27 protein-coding genes are annotated in these 14407 nt (G+C 63.2%); all 27 read right to left on the reverse strand.

The window, feature by feature from the left end; all coding sequences use genetic code 11:
- Positions 1 to 56: 56 nt before the first annotated feature.
- Complete coding sequence (rpoA, locus tag RHOOR92_RS0107245) at positions 57 to 1055, reverse strand: DNA-directed RNA polymerase subunit alpha (RefSeq protein ID WP_007513388.1); 999 nt, start codon at positions 1053 to 1055, stop codon at positions 57 to 59.
- A 17-nt stretch (positions 1056 to 1072) separates the two neighbouring features.
- Positions 1073 to 1699 carry a 30S ribosomal protein S4 gene (gene rpsD, locus RHOOR92_RS0107250; RefSeq protein ID WP_027485138.1) on the reverse strand — a complete coding sequence of 209 codons (627 nt, stop codon included), beginning with the start codon at positions 1697 to 1699 and terminating at the stop codon, positions 1073 to 1075.
- 81 nt (positions 1700 to 1780) lie between these two features.
- Complete coding sequence (gene rpsK, locus RHOOR92_RS0107255) at positions 1781 to 2167, reverse strand: 30S ribosomal protein S11 (protein ID WP_007513384.1); 387 nt, start codon at positions 2165 to 2167, stop codon at positions 1781 to 1783.
- 16 nt (positions 2168 to 2183) lie between these two features.
- The gene (gene rpsM, locus RHOOR92_RS0107260) at positions 2184 to 2540 is read right to left on the reverse strand and encodes a 30S ribosomal protein S13 (protein WP_007513382.1); all 357 of its coding nucleotides are present in this window, start codon (positions 2538 to 2540) and stop codon (positions 2184 to 2186) included.
- Positions 2541 to 2675: 135 nt separating this feature from the next.
- A complete protein-coding gene (secY, locus tag RHOOR92_RS0107265; RefSeq protein ID WP_007513379.1) occupies positions 2676 to 3998 on the reverse strand; it encodes a preprotein translocase subunit SecY in 1323 nt (440 codons plus the stop codon).
- Between the two features lie 4 nt (positions 3999 to 4002).
- A complete protein-coding gene (gene rplO, locus RHOOR92_RS0107270; RefSeq protein ID WP_027489949.1) occupies positions 4003 to 4434 on the reverse strand; it encodes a 50S ribosomal protein L15 in 432 nt (143 codons plus the stop codon).
- A gap of 5 nt (positions 4435 to 4439) precedes the next feature.
- On the reverse strand, positions 4440 to 4637 hold the full coding sequence (gene rpmD / locus RHOOR92_RS0107275; RefSeq protein WP_007513375.1) for a 50S ribosomal protein L30: 198 nt from the start codon (positions 4635 to 4637) through the stop codon (positions 4440 to 4442).
- A complete protein-coding gene (gene rpsE / locus RHOOR92_RS0107280; RefSeq protein ID WP_007513373.1) occupies positions 4630 to 5139 on the reverse strand; it encodes a 30S ribosomal protein S5 in 510 nt (169 codons plus the stop codon). The genes rpmD and rpsE overlap by 8 nt, the downstream gene beginning before the upstream one ends.
- 107 nt (positions 5140 to 5246) lie before the next feature.
- Positions 5247 to 5606: a 50S ribosomal protein L18 gene (rplR, locus tag RHOOR92_RS0107285; protein ID WP_174315851.1), complete on the reverse strand. Its 360-nt coding sequence runs from the start codon at positions 5604 to 5606 to the stop codon at positions 5247 to 5249.
- Positions 5607 to 5691: 85 nt separating this feature from the next.
- Entirely contained in the window at positions 5692 to 6219 is a 528-nt protein-coding gene (gene rplF / locus RHOOR92_RS0107290; protein WP_007513369.1) for a 50S ribosomal protein L6, read from the reverse strand.
- Between the two features lie 11 nt (positions 6220 to 6230).
- Complete coding sequence (rpsH, locus tag RHOOR92_RS0107295) at positions 6231 to 6626, reverse strand: 30S ribosomal protein S8 (protein ID WP_007513367.1); 396 nt, start codon at positions 6624 to 6626, stop codon at positions 6231 to 6233.
- Between the two features lie 219 nt (positions 6627 to 6845).
- Complete coding sequence (rpsN, locus tag RHOOR92_RS0107300; RefSeq protein ID WP_007513366.1) at positions 6846 to 7151, reverse strand: 30S ribosomal protein S14; 306 nt, start codon at positions 7149 to 7151, stop codon at positions 6846 to 6848.
- Between the two features lie 18 nt (positions 7152 to 7169).
- Positions 7170 to 7712: a 50S ribosomal protein L5 gene (rplE, locus tag RHOOR92_RS0107305; RefSeq protein ID WP_174315863.1), complete on the reverse strand. Its 543-nt coding sequence runs from the start codon at positions 7710 to 7712 to the stop codon at positions 7170 to 7172.
- A gap of 9 nt (positions 7713 to 7721) precedes the next feature.
- Entirely contained in the window at positions 7722 to 8036 is a 315-nt protein-coding gene (gene rplX / locus RHOOR92_RS0107310; RefSeq protein WP_007513361.1) for a 50S ribosomal protein L24, read from the reverse strand.
- Positions 8037 to 8050: 14 nt separating this feature from the next.
- Positions 8051 to 8419, reverse strand: coding sequence for a 50S ribosomal protein L14 (rplN, locus tag RHOOR92_RS0107315; protein ID WP_007513359.1), 369 nt, complete (start codon positions 8417 to 8419; stop codon positions 8051 to 8053).
- 14 nt (positions 8420 to 8433) lie between these two features.
- The gene (rpsQ, locus tag RHOOR92_RS0107320) at positions 8434 to 8694 is read right to left on the reverse strand and encodes a 30S ribosomal protein S17 (protein WP_027485136.1); all 261 of its coding nucleotides are present in this window, start codon (positions 8692 to 8694) and stop codon (positions 8434 to 8436) included.
- A 12-nt stretch (positions 8695 to 8706) separates the two neighbouring features.
- The gene (gene rpmC, locus RHOOR92_RS0107325) at positions 8707 to 8892 is read right to left on the reverse strand and encodes a 50S ribosomal protein L29 (RefSeq protein WP_007513354.1); all 186 of its coding nucleotides are present in this window, start codon (positions 8890 to 8892) and stop codon (positions 8707 to 8709) included.
- Positions 8892 to 9305: a 50S ribosomal protein L16 gene (gene rplP, locus RHOOR92_RS0107330; RefSeq protein WP_007513352.1), complete on the reverse strand. Its 414-nt coding sequence runs from the start codon at positions 9303 to 9305 to the stop codon at positions 8892 to 8894. Before rplP ends, rpmC begins: the two co-directional genes overlap by 1 nt.
- Positions 9306 to 9316: 11 nt before the next feature.
- Positions 9317 to 10072, reverse strand: coding sequence for a 30S ribosomal protein S3 (gene rpsC, locus RHOOR92_RS0107335; protein WP_007513351.1), 756 nt, complete (start codon positions 10070 to 10072; stop codon positions 9317 to 9319).
- Positions 10073 to 10087: 15 nt separating this feature from the next.
- Positions 10088 to 10423: a 50S ribosomal protein L22 gene (gene rplV, locus RHOOR92_RS0107340; RefSeq protein ID WP_007513348.1), complete on the reverse strand. Its 336-nt coding sequence runs from the start codon at positions 10421 to 10423 to the stop codon at positions 10088 to 10090.
- Positions 10423 to 10695 carry a 30S ribosomal protein S19 gene (gene rpsS, locus RHOOR92_RS0107345; protein WP_007513347.1) on the reverse strand — a complete coding sequence of 91 codons (273 nt, stop codon included), beginning with the start codon at positions 10693 to 10695 and terminating at the stop codon, positions 10423 to 10425. Before rpsS ends, rplV begins: the two co-directional genes overlap by 1 nt.
- Before the next feature lie 12 nt (positions 10696 to 10707).
- Complete coding sequence (gene rplB, locus RHOOR92_RS0107350; RefSeq protein ID WP_007513344.1) at positions 10708 to 11532, reverse strand: 50S ribosomal protein L2; 825 nt, start codon at positions 11530 to 11532, stop codon at positions 10708 to 10710.
- A gap of 17 nt (positions 11533 to 11549) precedes the next feature.
- Positions 11550 to 11843, reverse strand: a complete 294-nt coding sequence (gene rplW / locus RHOOR92_RS0107355; RefSeq protein WP_007513343.1) for a 50S ribosomal protein L23 — start codon at positions 11841 to 11843, stop codon at positions 11550 to 11552.
- A complete protein-coding gene (gene rplD, locus RHOOR92_RS0107360; protein WP_007513340.1) occupies positions 11840 to 12442 on the reverse strand; it encodes a 50S ribosomal protein L4 in 603 nt (200 codons plus the stop codon). The genes rplW and rplD overlap by 4 nt, the downstream gene beginning before the upstream one ends.
- Positions 12443 to 12453: 11 nt before the next feature.
- Positions 12454 to 13095, reverse strand: coding sequence for a 50S ribosomal protein L3 (rplC, locus tag RHOOR92_RS0107365; protein WP_007513338.1), 642 nt, complete (start codon positions 13093 to 13095; stop codon positions 12454 to 12456).
- Positions 13096 to 13115: 20 nt separating this feature from the next.
- Positions 13116 to 13427 carry a 30S ribosomal protein S10 gene (gene rpsJ / locus RHOOR92_RS0107370; RefSeq protein ID WP_007082173.1) on the reverse strand — a complete coding sequence of 104 codons (312 nt, stop codon included), beginning with the start codon at positions 13425 to 13427 and terminating at the stop codon, positions 13116 to 13118.
- Between the two features lie 524 nt (positions 13428 to 13951).
- The coding region (locus RHOOR92_RS0107375) for an EF-Tu/IF-2/RF-3 family GTPase (RefSeq protein WP_027489950.1) at positions 13952 to 14407 on the reverse strand (456 nt) is incomplete at its 5' end.

Below are 14407 nucleotides of genomic sequence, written 5' to 3' on the forward strand. Positions count from 1 at the left end.
CGGCCTTCCGCGGCTATCCGCTTATGTTTTTCGGGATACGGGATCCCGGCTTTCCATCAACCCAGCTGCATGCCGTGCGACAAGCCCGGCGGCGGCCAGTTCTCGAGCTTCATGCCCAGCGCGAGGCCACGACCGCCCAGCACGTCCTTGATCTCGGTCAGCGACTTCTTGCCCAGGTTCGGCGTCTTCAGCAGCTCGACCTCGGTCTTCTGCACCAGGTCGCCGATGTAATAGATGCTCTCGGCCTTCAGGCAGTTCGCCGAACGCACGGTGAGCTCCAGATCGTCGATCGGGCGCAGCAGCAGCGGATCGAAACCGCTCTTCTCCGCCTTGTCGGTGGCGCTCTCGCGACGCGAGAAATCGCCGAACACCGACAGCTGGTCGTTGATGATCTCGGCCGCCTTGCGCACCGCATCCTCGGCGCCGATGGTGCCGTTGGTCTCGATGTCCAGCACCAGCTTGTCGAGGTTGGTACGCTGCTCGACACGAGCCGCGTCCACTTCGTAGGCCACGCGCAGCACCGGCGCGAACGACGCGTCCAGTTGCAGGCGGCCGATCGGACGCGCCTCGTCATCCGGATGCTGCCGCGCGCTGGCCGGCTGGTAGCCGACGCCGCGACGCACCTTCAGGCGCATGTTGAGCGCGATGTCCTTGGTCAGGTGGCAGATCACGTGCTCGGGGTTGATGATCTCCACCGAGTGGTCGACGACGATGTCGCCGGCCGTGACCACGCCCTTGCCCTTCTTGGACAGGGTCAGGGTGACCTCGTCGCCGCTGTGCTGACGGATCGCCACGTCCTTGAGGTTCAGCAGGACTTCGATCACATCCTCCTGCAGGCCTTCCAGGGTGGTGTATTCGTGCAGCACGCCATCGATTTCCACCTCGACGATGGCGCTGCCGGGGATCGAGGAGAGCAGCACGCGACGCAGCGCGTTGCCCAGGGTGTGGCCAAAGCCACGCTCGAGCGGCTCGACCACCACCTTGGCGCGGTTGGCCCCGAGCTGTTCGACGCTGAGACCACGCGGCCGCAGCACGCTAGTTGACGAAACTGCCATGCAGAGCTCCGGTAAAATTACTTCGAGTAAAGCTCGACGATCAGGGCTTCATTGATGTCGGTCGGCAGATCGCCGCGATCCGGCACCGACTTGAACATACCTTCAAACTTCTTGCTGTCGACTTCGACCCAACCCGGACGCAAGTCCATGGTGTCGAACACAGTCGCCGCCTCCTGCACGCGTAGCTGGCTGCGGGCGCGCTCGGTCAGCGCGATCGCATCGCCCGGGCGCACCTGGTACGAAGGAATGTTCACCTTCTTGCCGTTCACCAGGATGGCCTTGTGCGCGACCAGCTGGCGGGCCTGGGCGCGGGTGACCGCGAAGCCCATGCGGTAGACGACGTTGTCCAGGCGGCTCTCGAGCAGGCGCAGCAGGTTCTCGCCGGTGTTGCCCTTGAGGGTCGATGCCTTGGTGTAGTAGTTGCTGAACTGGCGCTCAAGCACGCCATAGATGCGCTTGACCTTCTGCTTCTCGCGCAACTGCACGGCATAGTCGGACATGCGCATGCGCTTGTTCGCGCCATGCTGACCGGGCTTGTTTTCCAGCTTGCACTTGGAATCCAGCGCGCGCGCCGGGCTCTTCAGGCTGAGATCTGCACCCTCACGACGGGCGAGTTTGCAGGTAGCTCCACGATAACGGGCCATGTTTTTTCTCTTTCGATAGTCCGGCCAAGGAAGGCCGGTTTTTGATTTTCGCGATCAGGGATGATCGCAAAAAACAACCTCTTAGACTCGACGCTTCTTGGGGGGACGGCAGCCGTTGTGCGGAATCGGCGTGACATCGATGATGTTGAGCACCTTGTAGCCCAACGCGTTCAGCGAGCGCACCGCCGACTCGCGGCCCGGGCCCGGACCCTTGATGCGCACTTCCACCGTCTTCACGCCGTAGTCGCCGGCGGCACGACCGGCCTTCTCGGCGGCCACCTGGGCGGCGAACGGGGTCGACTTGCGCGAACCGCGGAAACCCGCGCCGCCGGCGGTCGCCCACGACAGGGCATTGCCCTGGCGATCGGTAATGGTGACGATGGTGTTGTTGAAGGAGGCCTGCACGTGGGCCACGGCATCCGTGACAACGCGCTTGATCTTCTTCTTGGTCTTGACAGGCTTGGCCATGTTCGGAATCCGTTACTTACTTCTTGATGGCGCGACGCGGGCCCTTGCGGGTGCGTGCGTTGGTACGCGTGCGCTGGCCGCGCACCGGCAGGCCGCGACGATGACGCAGGCCGCGGTAGCAACCCAGGTCCATCAGGCGCTTGATGGCCATGCCCACCTCGCGGCGAAGATCGCCCTCGACGGTGTACTTGGCGATCTCGTGGCGGATCTTCTCCACCTCGCCTTCACTGAGGGACTTGATCTGGGTGGTGGGAACCACGCCAGCATCCACGCAGACTTTCCTGGCCCGGCTGCGGCCGATACCGTAAATGCTCTGCAGACCGACCCAGACATGCTTCTGGACCGGCAAATTGACACCCGCGATGCGCGCCATGATGTACTTTCTCCGATGCGTTTCTTGCGCGGTAAACGCGCAATTCTAACCTGAATTACCCTGACTGGAAAGCCCTGCGGCACCAAGGCGCCGCCAGCCTCCGACTTCGACCAGACCCGTTCGCCCCAGCAGCCACTAGCTGCGACGGAGATTGGCCTTCTTGAGCAGACTTTCGTACTGGTGACTGACCAGGTGCGCCTGCACCTGTGCCGTGAAATCCATCACCACCACCACCACGATCAGCAGCGACGTGCCACCGAAATAGAACGGTACGTGCCAGGCGCTCTGCATGAACGACGGCACCAGGCAGACCAGCACCAGATACAGCGCGCCGACACCGGTCAGGCGCGTCATCACCGCATCGATGTAGCCGGCCGTGGCCTTGCCCGGACGGATACCCGGGATCAACGCTCCGGAACGCTTGAGGTTGTCGGCAGTCTCGTCGGCGTTGAACACGATCGCCGTGTAGAAGAACGCAAAACCGATCACCAGTACCGAAAAGACGGTCTCGTACAGCGGATTGCCCGGGCTCAGCGCCTGGGTCAGGTCCTGCAGCCAGCGCGATTGCTGCCCCGTGCTGAACCAGCTCACCGCGGTCGCCGGGAACATCAGCAGGCTCGAGGCGAAGATCGGCGGAATCACGCCCGACATGTTGATCTTCAGCGGCAGGTTCGAGCTCTGGTTCATGTAGGCCTTCTGCCCGCCGGAACGCCGCGCGTAGTTCACCGTGATGCGCCGCTGGGCGCGCTCCATGAACACCACGAACGCCGTCACGCCCAGCGCCAGGGCGAACACCATCAACAACTTGATCAGCGACAGCTCGCCGTTGCTGGCCATGCCCAGGGTGTGCACCACCGCCCCCGGCAGGCCGGCCACGATGCCGGCGAAGATCAGCAGGGAAATGCCGTTGCCGATGCCGCGCTCGGTCATCTGCTCGCCCAGCCACATCAGGAACATGGTGCCGGCGGTAAGCCCGACCACGGACGAGAAGATGAAGCCGAAGCCCGGGGTATAGACCACCGGCGCGCCACCCGCGGCAACCTGTCCCTGCAACGCCACTGCGATACCGAACGACTGGAACGCCGCCAGGGCCACCGTGGCATAGCGCGTGTACATCGTCATCTTGCGCTTACCGGCCTCGCCTTCCTTGCGCAGGCTCTGCAGGCTCGGTACCACCGCGCCCATCATCTGGAACACGATCGACGCCGAGATGTACGGAATCACGCCCAGCGCGAATACCGAGAAGCGCTCCAGCGCGCCACCCGAGAACATGTTGAACATGTCCATCAGGCCATTGCCGTTGACCAGGTTGGTCATCGCCTCCGGGTTGACGCCCGGAACCGGAATGAACGAACCGAGCCGGAACACCACCAGCGCACCGATCACGAAGAAGATACGCTGGCGAAGCTCCGTCAGCTTGCCGAGCTTGCCGAGTGCATTGCCCTTGGCTGCTGCCACCTGATTACTCCACGCTGCCGCCGGCAGCCTCGATGGCTGCCTTGGCGCCGGCGGTAGCCAGCAGACCGGACAACTTCACCGCGCGACCGATCTCGCCCTTGAGGACCACCTTGACCTTCTTCGCGCGGCTGTTGATCAGGCCAGCCTGATGCAGCGCGACGACGTCGATCACGTCACCCTTGAGGCTGGCCAGCTGGTACAGGAACACTTCCTGGCTCTCGGCCTGCTTCTTCGAACGGAAGCCGATCTTCGGCATCCGGCGATTCAGCGGCATCTGGCCGCCCTCGAAGCCATACTTGTGGGTGCCGCCTGCGCGAGCGTGCTGACCCTTGTGGCCGCGACCGGCGGTCTTGCCCAGGCCCGAACCGATGCCGCGGCCGACGCGCAGGCGCGTCTTGTGGGAACCGGCGGCCGGCTTGATGTCATTCAGACGCATGATGCTTACTCCTCGACCCGAACCAGGTAGTAGACCGTATTGATCAGGCCACGGACCTGCGGACTGTCCTTCAATTCACGGACGTCATCGATCTTGCCCAGGCCCAGCGCCTTGACGCTCAGGCGGTGCCGGGCCTGCACGCCGCGCAGACCCTTGACCAGGCGCACGCGCACGGTGGCGGCGGTTTCGTTCTTCTTAGCCATTGCCGAGCACCTCTTCCAGGCTCTTGCCACGCTTGGCGGCGATCTTCTTGGGCGAGGCGACTGCCTGCAGGCCCTTGATGGTGGCGCGCACCAGGTTGATCGGGTTGCGCGAACCGACTGCCTTGGCCAGCACGTTCTTCACGCCGACCACTTCCAGCACGGCACGCATGGCGCCGCCGGCGATCACGCCGGTACCCTCGGAGGCCGGCTGCATGTAGACGCGGGCCGCGCCATGGTTCGCCTTCACGGCATACCACAGGGTGCCGTTGTTCAGCTCGATGTTCACCATCTGGCGGCGGGCGCGCTCCATCGCCTTGGAAATGGCCACCGGCACTTCACGCGCCTTGCCATAGCCGAAGCCGACCTTGCCCTCGCCGTCGCCGACCACGGTCAGCGCGGTGAAGCTCATCTGGCGGCCACCCTTGACGGTTTTGGCCACACGGTTGACGGCAATCAGCTTTTCCAGCAGGCCGTCGGAATTTTCGCGATCGGTAGAAGACATGTTCTTTTCCATGTGCCCGGCGGACCGGGACTTCGTTTGCGGCTGGGCCGCTTGGAGTTGTAGGTGATGCAATGGAAATCAGGGACGTGCCCTGACCCGGGTGTCGCTCAGAACTGCAGACCGGCCTCGCGGGCCGCGTCGGCCAGTGCCTTGATGCGGCCGTGATAGCGGAAACCGGAGCGATCGAACGCCACCGCTTCGATACCCGCGGCCTTCGCACGCTCGGCGACGGCCTTGCCCACCGCAGCGGCGGCAGCCAGGTTCTTGGTCCCCTTCAGGCCCTCGGCCACCGACTTCTGTACGGTGGAGGCAGCCGCCACCACGTTCTTGCCGGAGGCGTCGAACACCTGCGCATAGATGTGCTGGCCCGTACGGTGCACCGACAGGCGGGCGACCGCCAGCTTGCGGATATGGGCCCGCGTGGACTTGGCACGGCGCAGGCGGTTTTCGTTCTTGTTCATCGTCATGTCTCCAGAAAGCGGATTGGCTAGTATGAGCGGCTCTTTCGAAGAGTCCGGCCATGGATGGCCGGTCTTCGCGGAGGGACCCGCATCAAGCCTTCTTTGCTTCCTTCAAGGTGATCTTCTCGCCGGCATAACGCACGCCCTTGCCCTTGTAGGGCTCCGGCGGACGGAAGCCGCGAATCTTGGCCGCCACCTGGCCCACCGCCTGCTTGTCCGCGCCCTTGATCAGGACTTCGGTCTGCGTCGGGGTTTCGATGCTGATGCCTTCCGGCGCATCGAACACCACCGGGTGGGAAAAGCCCAGGCTCAGGTTCAGCGACTTGCCCTGCATGGAAACACGGTAGCCGACGCCGACCAGCTCAAGCTTGCGCTCGTAGCCGGTGGAGACACCGGTGACCATGTTGGACAGCAGTGCGCGCGCGGTGCCGCCGAACTTGTCGTCGGCGCCTTCCACCAGGCTGATGTTCGCCACGCCGTTGTCCACGGCGATGCTGACGCCCGGCAGGTGATGCACGGACAGCGTACCCTTGGGGCCCTTCACGGAGATTCCGTCGTTACCGACCGTCATCTCGACGCCCTTGGGCAGGGAAATTGGTTGTTTGGCAACACGTGACATTGATGGACTCCTTATGCCACTTGGCCGATGACTTCGCCGCCCAGACCCTTGGCGCGGGCCTGCGCATCGGTCAGCAGACCGGCGGAAGTCGAGATGATCGAGATGCCCAGGCCACCCAGGACCTTCGGCAACTCGTCCTTGCCGCGATAGACGCGCAGGCCGGAGCGGCTGACACGGGAAATGCGCTCGATGGCCGGCTGGCCCTCGAAATACTTGAGCTTGAGCTCGAGCACCGGCTTGCCTTCCTCGGTGGAAGTCTTGGCGTCGAGGATGTAGCCCTCGTTCTTGAGAAGGTCGGCGATCGCCACCTTCAGTTTCGACGACGGCATACGCACGGTCGGCTTGCCCATGGCCTGGGCATTGCGGACACGCGTGAACAGATCGGCGATGGGATCAGTCATGCTCATGAAAACATCCTTCAGAGTGCACCGATATCCGATAAAACCGGAAATCAATCAGATTGTGAGCCGGCACGGACGCCGGCCTGCCTTGCGCAGACCGCCGACTATAACAGCATTTTCAGGTTTTAGCGAATAGCGATGCGGTAGTCGCATCTACCGGCGGCACGCTGAGCCCGCCGGGTGAGCCGGCGACGGAATATCCCGTCGACCGGCCCGGAAAGGTGGTTACCAGCTGGCCTTGCGCAGGCCGGGCACGTCGCCACGCATGGTCGCTTCGCGCAGCTTGTTGCGGCCCAGGCCGAACTTGGCGTAGACGGCACGCGGACGACCGGTCAACGCGCAACGGGTGCGCTGGCGCACCGGGCTGGCATCGCGCGGCAGCTTCTGCAGCTTGGACTGGGCCGCCATCTTCTCGTCGTAGGAAGCGCTGGGGCTCAGCACGATCGCCTTCAGCTCGGCACGCTTGGTGGCGAATTTCTGGACGAGCTTGGTCCGCTTGATGTCGCGGTTGACCATCGAGGTCTTTGCCATGGGTATCTCTCGCGTCTATCAGTTGCGGAACGGGAAGCTGAACGCTGCCAGCAAGGCCTTCGCTTCTTCGTCGGTCTTGGCGGTGGTGGTGATGGAGATATCCATGCCACGCAGCGCATCGACCTGGTCGAAGTCGATCTCAGGAAAGATGATCTGTTCCTTGATGCCGAAGTTGTAATTGCCGCGGCCGTCGAAGGCCTTGCCCGAAACACCGCGGAAGTCGCGCACACGCGGCAGCGAAATGTTGATCAGGCGATCGAGGAACTCGAACATCTGGGCGCGGCGCAGGGTGACCTTGCAGCCGATCGGCCAGCCGTCGCGGATCTTGAACGAGGCCACGGACACGCGCGCCTTGGTCGTGATCGGCTTCTGGCCGGAGATTTTGGCCATGTCGGCCACGGCATTCTCGAGCACCTTCTTGTTGCCCGCGGCTTCGCCCACGCCCATGTTCAGCGTGATCTTGGTGATGCGGGGAACCTGCATCACGTTCTGGTAGCCGAACTGCTCGGTGAGCTTCGGCACTACCTGCTCTTTGTAGAAATTTTCAAGGCGGGTCATGATCGTGATTCCTTACGCGTCCACCACCTCGCCAGACGAGCGGAACACGCGAACCTTGCGCCCATCAGCGAGCGTTTTGGTACCGACGCGTTCACCCTTGTTCGTGGCGGGGTTGAACAGCTGCACATTGGAGAGATGGATCGAGGCTTCACGCTCGACGATGCCGCCAGCCTGGTTGGCCTGGGGGTTCGGCTTGGTGTGGCGCTTGACCAGATTCACGTTGGAGACGAACACGCGATCGCCTGCAACACGCAGCACATCGCCGCGCTGACCCTTGTTCTTGCCGGTGATCACCAGGACCTGATCACCCTTGCGGATACGGTTCATTGTCTTGACTCCGCTCAGAGCACTTCGGGCGCAAGCGAGACGATCTTCATGAACTTCTCGCTGCGCAGCTCGCGGGTAACCGGCCCGAAAATACGGGTACCGATCGGCTCGAGCTTGTTGTTGAGGAGGACCGCTGCATTGCCGTCGAAACGGATCAGCGAGCCATCGGGACGACGCACACCCTTGGCAGTACGCACCACCACGGCGTTGTAAACCTCGCCCTTCTTCACCTTGCCGCGAGGGATCGCATCCTTCACGGTGACCTTGATCACGTCACCGATCGCGGCGTAACGGCGCTTGGAGCCGCCGAGTACCTTGATGCACATCAGTTCTTTCGCGCCGCTGTTGTCTGCTGCGGAAAGCGTGCTTTGCATCTGGATCATGTCTGCACCCTCCCTTAGACGTTGGCGCGCGTGATGATTTCGACCACGCGGTGATGTTTGGTCTTGGACAGCGGACGGCACTCCGCGATGCGCACGAGGTCGCCCTCGTTCGCACCCAGGTCGTCCTGCGCATGCAGTTTGGTCGACCGGCGGATGATCTTGCCGAGCAGCCAGTGCTGCTCCTGGCGCTCGACCAGGACGGTGACCGTCTTGTCCATCTTGTTGCTGGTGACGCGGCCCTCAAGGGTGCGCGTCTGCTTGTTGTTGTCGCTCATGTCGGCCGTCCCTTACTTCTTGCCGCCGAGCACGAATTTCGTGCGGGCGATGTCACGCCGAACGCGGCGGAGCTGGTGCGGCTGAGTGAGCTGGCCGGAACCCTTCTGCATGCGCAGGTTGAACTGCTCCTTGCGCAGGTCCAGCAGATGCTGCTGCAGCTCTTCGGCCGACTGGTTGTTGATATCTTTGCTGGCCATCACATCACCGCCCGGGTCACAAACTGGGTCTGCACCGACAGCTTGGCGGCGGCCAGGCGGAACGCCTCGCGCGCCGTCAACTCGTCGACACCCTCGATTTCATAGAGCATGCGACCGGGCTGGATCGGCGCGACCCAGAACTCGACACTGCCCTTGCCCGAGCCCATGCGGACTTCGATCGGCTTCTTGGTGATCGGCTTGTCCGGGAACACGCGGATCCACAGCTTGCCGCCACGCTTGACGAAGCGGGTGATGCAACGACGGGCGGCTTCGATCTGACGTGCAGTGAGCGCGCCGTGGGTCGTAGCCTTCAGGCCGTACTCGCCAAAGCTGACGAGGTTGGAGCACTGCGCCAGACCGTTGTTACGGCCCTTGAACTGTTTGCGGTATTTGGTTCGCTTGGGTTGCAACATGGCAACTCTCCTTACTTCGCAGACCGCTCGCGGCGGCCGTCACCGGCCTCGCGACGCGAATCGTTACGACGACCTTCGCCACCTTCGCGGCGCGGCTGCGCGGGCGACTCGTCCTTCGACTCCTGGCCGATCTGGGTCAGGTCGAAGATCTCGCCCTTGTTGACCCACACCTTGATGCCGATGATGCCGTAGGTGGTGCTCGCCTCGGCGAAGCCGTAATCGATGTCGGCACGCAGCGTGTGCAGCGGCACGCGGCCTTCACGGGCCCACTCGGAACGGGCGATCTCGGCACCGTTCAGGCGGCCGGACACGTTGATCTTGATGCCCAGCGCGCCCAGGCGCATCGCATTGCCGACCGAACGCTTCATCGCGCGGCGAAACATGATGCGACGCTCCAGCTGCTGCGCGATCGACTCGGCCACCAGCTGCGCGTCAAGCTCGGGCTTGCGCACTTCGTTGACGTTGATGTGCGTCGGGACGCCCATCATGTCGCTGACTTCCTTGCGCAGCTTCTCGATATCCTCGCCCTTCTTGCCGATCACCACGCCCGGGCGGGCGGTGTGGATCGTCACGCGCGCCGTCTTGGCCGGGCGCTCGATCTGGATCTTCGAGATACCGGCGGCAGCCAGCTTCTTCTTCAGCATGTCGCGGACCTTGATGTCGGCCACGAGATACTTGGCATAATCGCCCTTGTTGGCGAACCACTTCGAGTTCCAGTCCTTGGCAATGCCGAGGCGGATACCGGTGGGATGAACTTTGTGACCCATCGTCTATGTCCCCGGTCAGTTACCAACAACCACAGTAATGTGGCTGGTGCGCTTGAGAATGCGCGAACCGCGGCCTTTGGCGCGGGCATACATGCGCTTCATCGCCGGACCTTCGTCGACGAAGATGCTGGCCACCTTCAGCTCGTCGACATCCGCGCCGAGATTGTTCTCGGCGTTGGCGACGGCCGACAGCAGCACCTTGCGAACCAGGTGCGCGGCCTTCTTGTTGGTGTAGGTGAGCACGTCGCTGGCCCGGCCCACGGGAAGACCGCGGACCAGATCAGCCACCAGGCGTGCCTTTTGCGCCGAGATGCGGGCGCCGCGCAGGATCGCTTTGGCTTCAGTGCTCATCACTTGCCCTTCTTGTCGCCGACATGGCCTTTGAACGTACGGGTCACCGCGAACTCGCCGAGCTTGTGCCCGACCATGTTCTCGTTGATCAGGACAGGCACGTGCTGACGGCCGTTGTGGATGGCGATGGTCAAGCCGACCATTTCCGGCAGGATCATCGAGCGGCGCGACCAGGTCTTGATCGGGCGCTTGTTGTGGGCGGAAACCGCAGCTTCCACCTTCTTCGCGAGGTGAAGGTCGACGAACGGACCTTTCTTCAGAGAACGCGGCATGTCGGCTTCCTGTTACTTGGTACGACGACGCACGATGAACTGCTGCGTGCGCTTGTTGTTGCGGGTCTTGTAACCCTTGGCCGGCGTGCCCCACGGGCTGACCGGATGACGACCGCCAGAAGTCTTGCCTTCACCACCTCCGTGCGGGTGGTCGACCGGGTTCATCACCACGCCGCGGACGGTCGGGCGAATACCCACCCAGCGCTTGGCGCCGGCCTTGCCCAGCTTCTTCAGGCTGTGCTCGCCGTTGCCCACTTCGCCGATGGTGGCGCGGCAGTCGACCGAGACGCGACGCATCTCGCCGGAGCGCAGTCGCAACGTGGCGTACCCGGACTCGCGAGCGACCAGCTGCACCGAAGCGCCTGCGCTGCGGGCGATCTGCGCGCCCTTGCCGGGACGCAGCTCGATGCAATGGATGGTGCTGCCCATCGGGATATTGCGCAGCTGCAGGCAGTTGCCGGCCTTGATCGGCGCATCGCGGCCAGACACCAGGCGGTCGTCCACCTGCACGCCCTTCGGCGCAATGATGTAACGACGCTCGCCGTCGGCATAGCACAGCAACGCGATGTGCGCGGTGCGGTTCGGATCGTACTCGATGCGCTCGACGCGGGCAGCAATGCCCTCCTTGTCGCGCTTGAAATCGATGAGGCGGTAATGCTGCTTGTGGCCGCCGCCACGATGACGCGTGGTGATGCGACCGTGGTGGTTGCGACCGCCGGTCTTGGACTGCGACTCGGTCAACGCCGCGTACGGCGCGCCCTTGTACAGGCCTTCCGTGCGGACGCTCACCGCGTCACGGCGGCCCGGCGAGGTCGGCTTGTGGTTGATTAGTGCCATCTCACAGAACTCCTGGCTCAGGCCTTGGCGGACACGTCGATGGTCTGGCCATCGGCAAGACGCACATAGGCCTTGCGCTTGCCCTGGCGGCTGCCAGCGCGGAAACGGAAGGACTTGACCTTGCCCTTGGTGTTGACGAGGTTCACCTGCTCGACCTTGACGTCGAACATCTTCTCCACGGCAACGCGGACATCAGCCTTGGTTGCGGTCGGGGCGACCACGAATACGTACTGATTATGCTCGGCCAGGCGCGCCGACTTCTCGGAAATGTGCGGCGCGCGCAGCGTATCGAGAATGCGTTCGTTGTTCATGCCAGCCACTCCTCGACCTTCTTCACGGCGTCGACCGTCATCACCACATGGTCGGAACCGACCAGGGTGACCGGGTTCAGCGCCATCACGTCCAGCACATGGATATACGGGATATTGCGCGCGGCCAGGAACAACGCCTCGGAGGCATCCTCCGACACCAGCAGCACGCGACCGGAAACCTCCAGCTCAGCCAGCTTGGCCACCATCGCGGAGGTCTTCGGCGTCTCGACACCGAAGCTCTCGACGACCTTCAGGCGACCTTGGCGGGCCAGCTCGGAGAAAATCGAGCGGATCGCGACACGGTAGGCCTTGCGATTGACTTTCTGCTCGTAGCTGCGCGGCTTGGCGGCAAACGTGACGCCACCGCCGATGAAGATCGGCGCACGGTAGTCACCGTGACGGGCACCACCGCCCTTCTGCTTCTTGAATTTCTTGGTGGTGCCGGACATCTCGCCGCGCGACAGCTGCGCCTTGGTACCGGCGCGACCAGCCGCCTGGTAGGCAACCACCACCTGGTGAACCAGGGCTTTCTTGTACTCGCCGCCGAACACTTCGTCCGACACGCTGAGCGGCTTGGCGCCAATGACATTCAATTCCATGGCGACTCTCCTCAACCCTTGGTCGTCGGGCGAATGATGACGTCGCCACCGGTTGCACCCGGTACCGCGCCCTTCACCGCAATCAGGTGGCGCTCGGCGTCGACCTTGACCACTTCCAGCCCCTGCGCCGAGCGGCGCACGGCACCCATGTGACCGGCCATCTTCTTGCCGGGGAACACGCGACCCGGCGTCTGGCGCTGGCCGATGGAGCCCGGCGCGCGATGCGAGAGCGAGTTGCCGTGGGTGGCGTCGCCCATCTTGAAGTTCCAGCGCTTGATCGTGCCCTGGAAGCCCTTGCCCTTCGACACGCCGGCAACGTCGACGATCTGGCCGACGGAAAACACCTCATCCGCCTTGATCTCGGTACCCACGGCATACTTGCCGAGGTCCTCGGCCGCCACGCGGAACTCCCACAGACCACGACCCGGCTCAACCTTGGCCTTCGCGTAATGACCCTTCAGCGGCTGCGTCAGCAGGTTCGCGCGCTTGCTGCCCGCAGAAACCTGGACGGCGCTGTAGCCATCGTTGTCATCCGTCTTCAGCTGGGTCACCCGGTTCGGCGTCGCTTCAATCAGCGTCACCGGAATCGAACGACCATCTTCAGTGAAGAGTCGGCTCATGCCGCATTTGCGGCCAACCAATCCGATACTCATCTTCGTATCCTGTCTGTCGCTCAACCGAGCTTGATCTGAACATCGACGCCTGCGGCGAGATCAAGCTTCATGAGCGCGTCCACGGTCTTGTCGTTCGGGTCGACGATGTCGAGCACACGCTTGTGGGTACGGGTCTCGTACTGGTCGCGTGCATCCTTGTCGACGTGCGGCGACGTCAGAATGGTGTAACGCTCGATCTTGGTCGGGAGCGGGATCGGGCCGAGTACCGTGGCACCCGTGCGCTTTGCCGTCTCGACGATCTCGCTGGCCGAGCGGTCGATCAGGCGATGATCGTACGCTTTCAGCCGAATCCGAATCTTCTGGTTCGCCATAACCGTGTCCTGTTGTCGAAAGAACGTTCTGTGAAACGAAGCGGCTTCTCACCGCCCCGCACTGCCTATTGCCACAAACCCGAGGCCTTCAATGATTCGTCGGCCCCTTTGAAAAACACCAGGCGAGCATCGGTTCGCTCGCCTGGCACCATCCGAATCTCGCACAAAACGACGTGTCAACAGGGCACACCCCGCGATCACGTCGACTTGCGAAGGCCGATCCGCGGCCAGCGAACTCGAAGCACGTCCTGCGCCTCATTTCGCGGTTGGTCGTCCAGAAACACGTCTGTCCGACAAGTGAGCTGCCAAGTATACCGGCAAATCTGGCATTAGTGAAGGGGTGCGAAACAACATCAACCTTGACTTGGCCGGCGTCAACCGGCGCGGCGCAGCCACGTCCGGTTCAACAGCGGGAGTTATCCCGGCAGCGTGCGGTTCCGTTCGCCCCGTGACCTTTACTTCAGCCATCCTCCCTGATGGCAAAGATCAACCCGGCATCCATGCCGGACTTCTCACAAGAGCTATTACTTGATGACCTTGGCCACCACGCCGGCGCCGACGGTGCGGCCGCCTTCGCGGATGGCGAAACGCAGGCCTTCGTCCATCGCGATCGGGTGGATCAGGCTCACCACCATCTTCACGTTGTCGCCCGGCATCACCATTTCCACGCCTTCCGGCAGCGTCACCGCGCCGGTCACGTCGGTCGTGCGGAAGTAGAACTGCGGACGGTAGCCCTTGAAGAACGGCGTATGACGGCCACCCTCGTCCTTGCTCAGCACATAGACCTCGGCCTCGAANTCGGTGTGCGGCGTGATCGTGCCCGGCTTGGCCAGCACCTGGCCGCGCTCGACGTCGTCACGCTTCAGGCCGCGCAGCAGCAGACCGGCGTTGTCGCCCGCCTGACCCTGGTCCAGCAGCTTGCGGAACATTTCCACGCCGGTCACGGTGGTCTTCTGCGTGTCGCGGATGCCGACCACTTC

This window comes from Rhodanobacter sp. OR92 (assembly GCF_000427545.1).
In the GTDB taxonomy this organism is placed as follows: Bacteria; Pseudomonadota; Gammaproteobacteria; order Xanthomonadales; family Rhodanobacteraceae; genus Rhodanobacter; species Rhodanobacter denitrificans.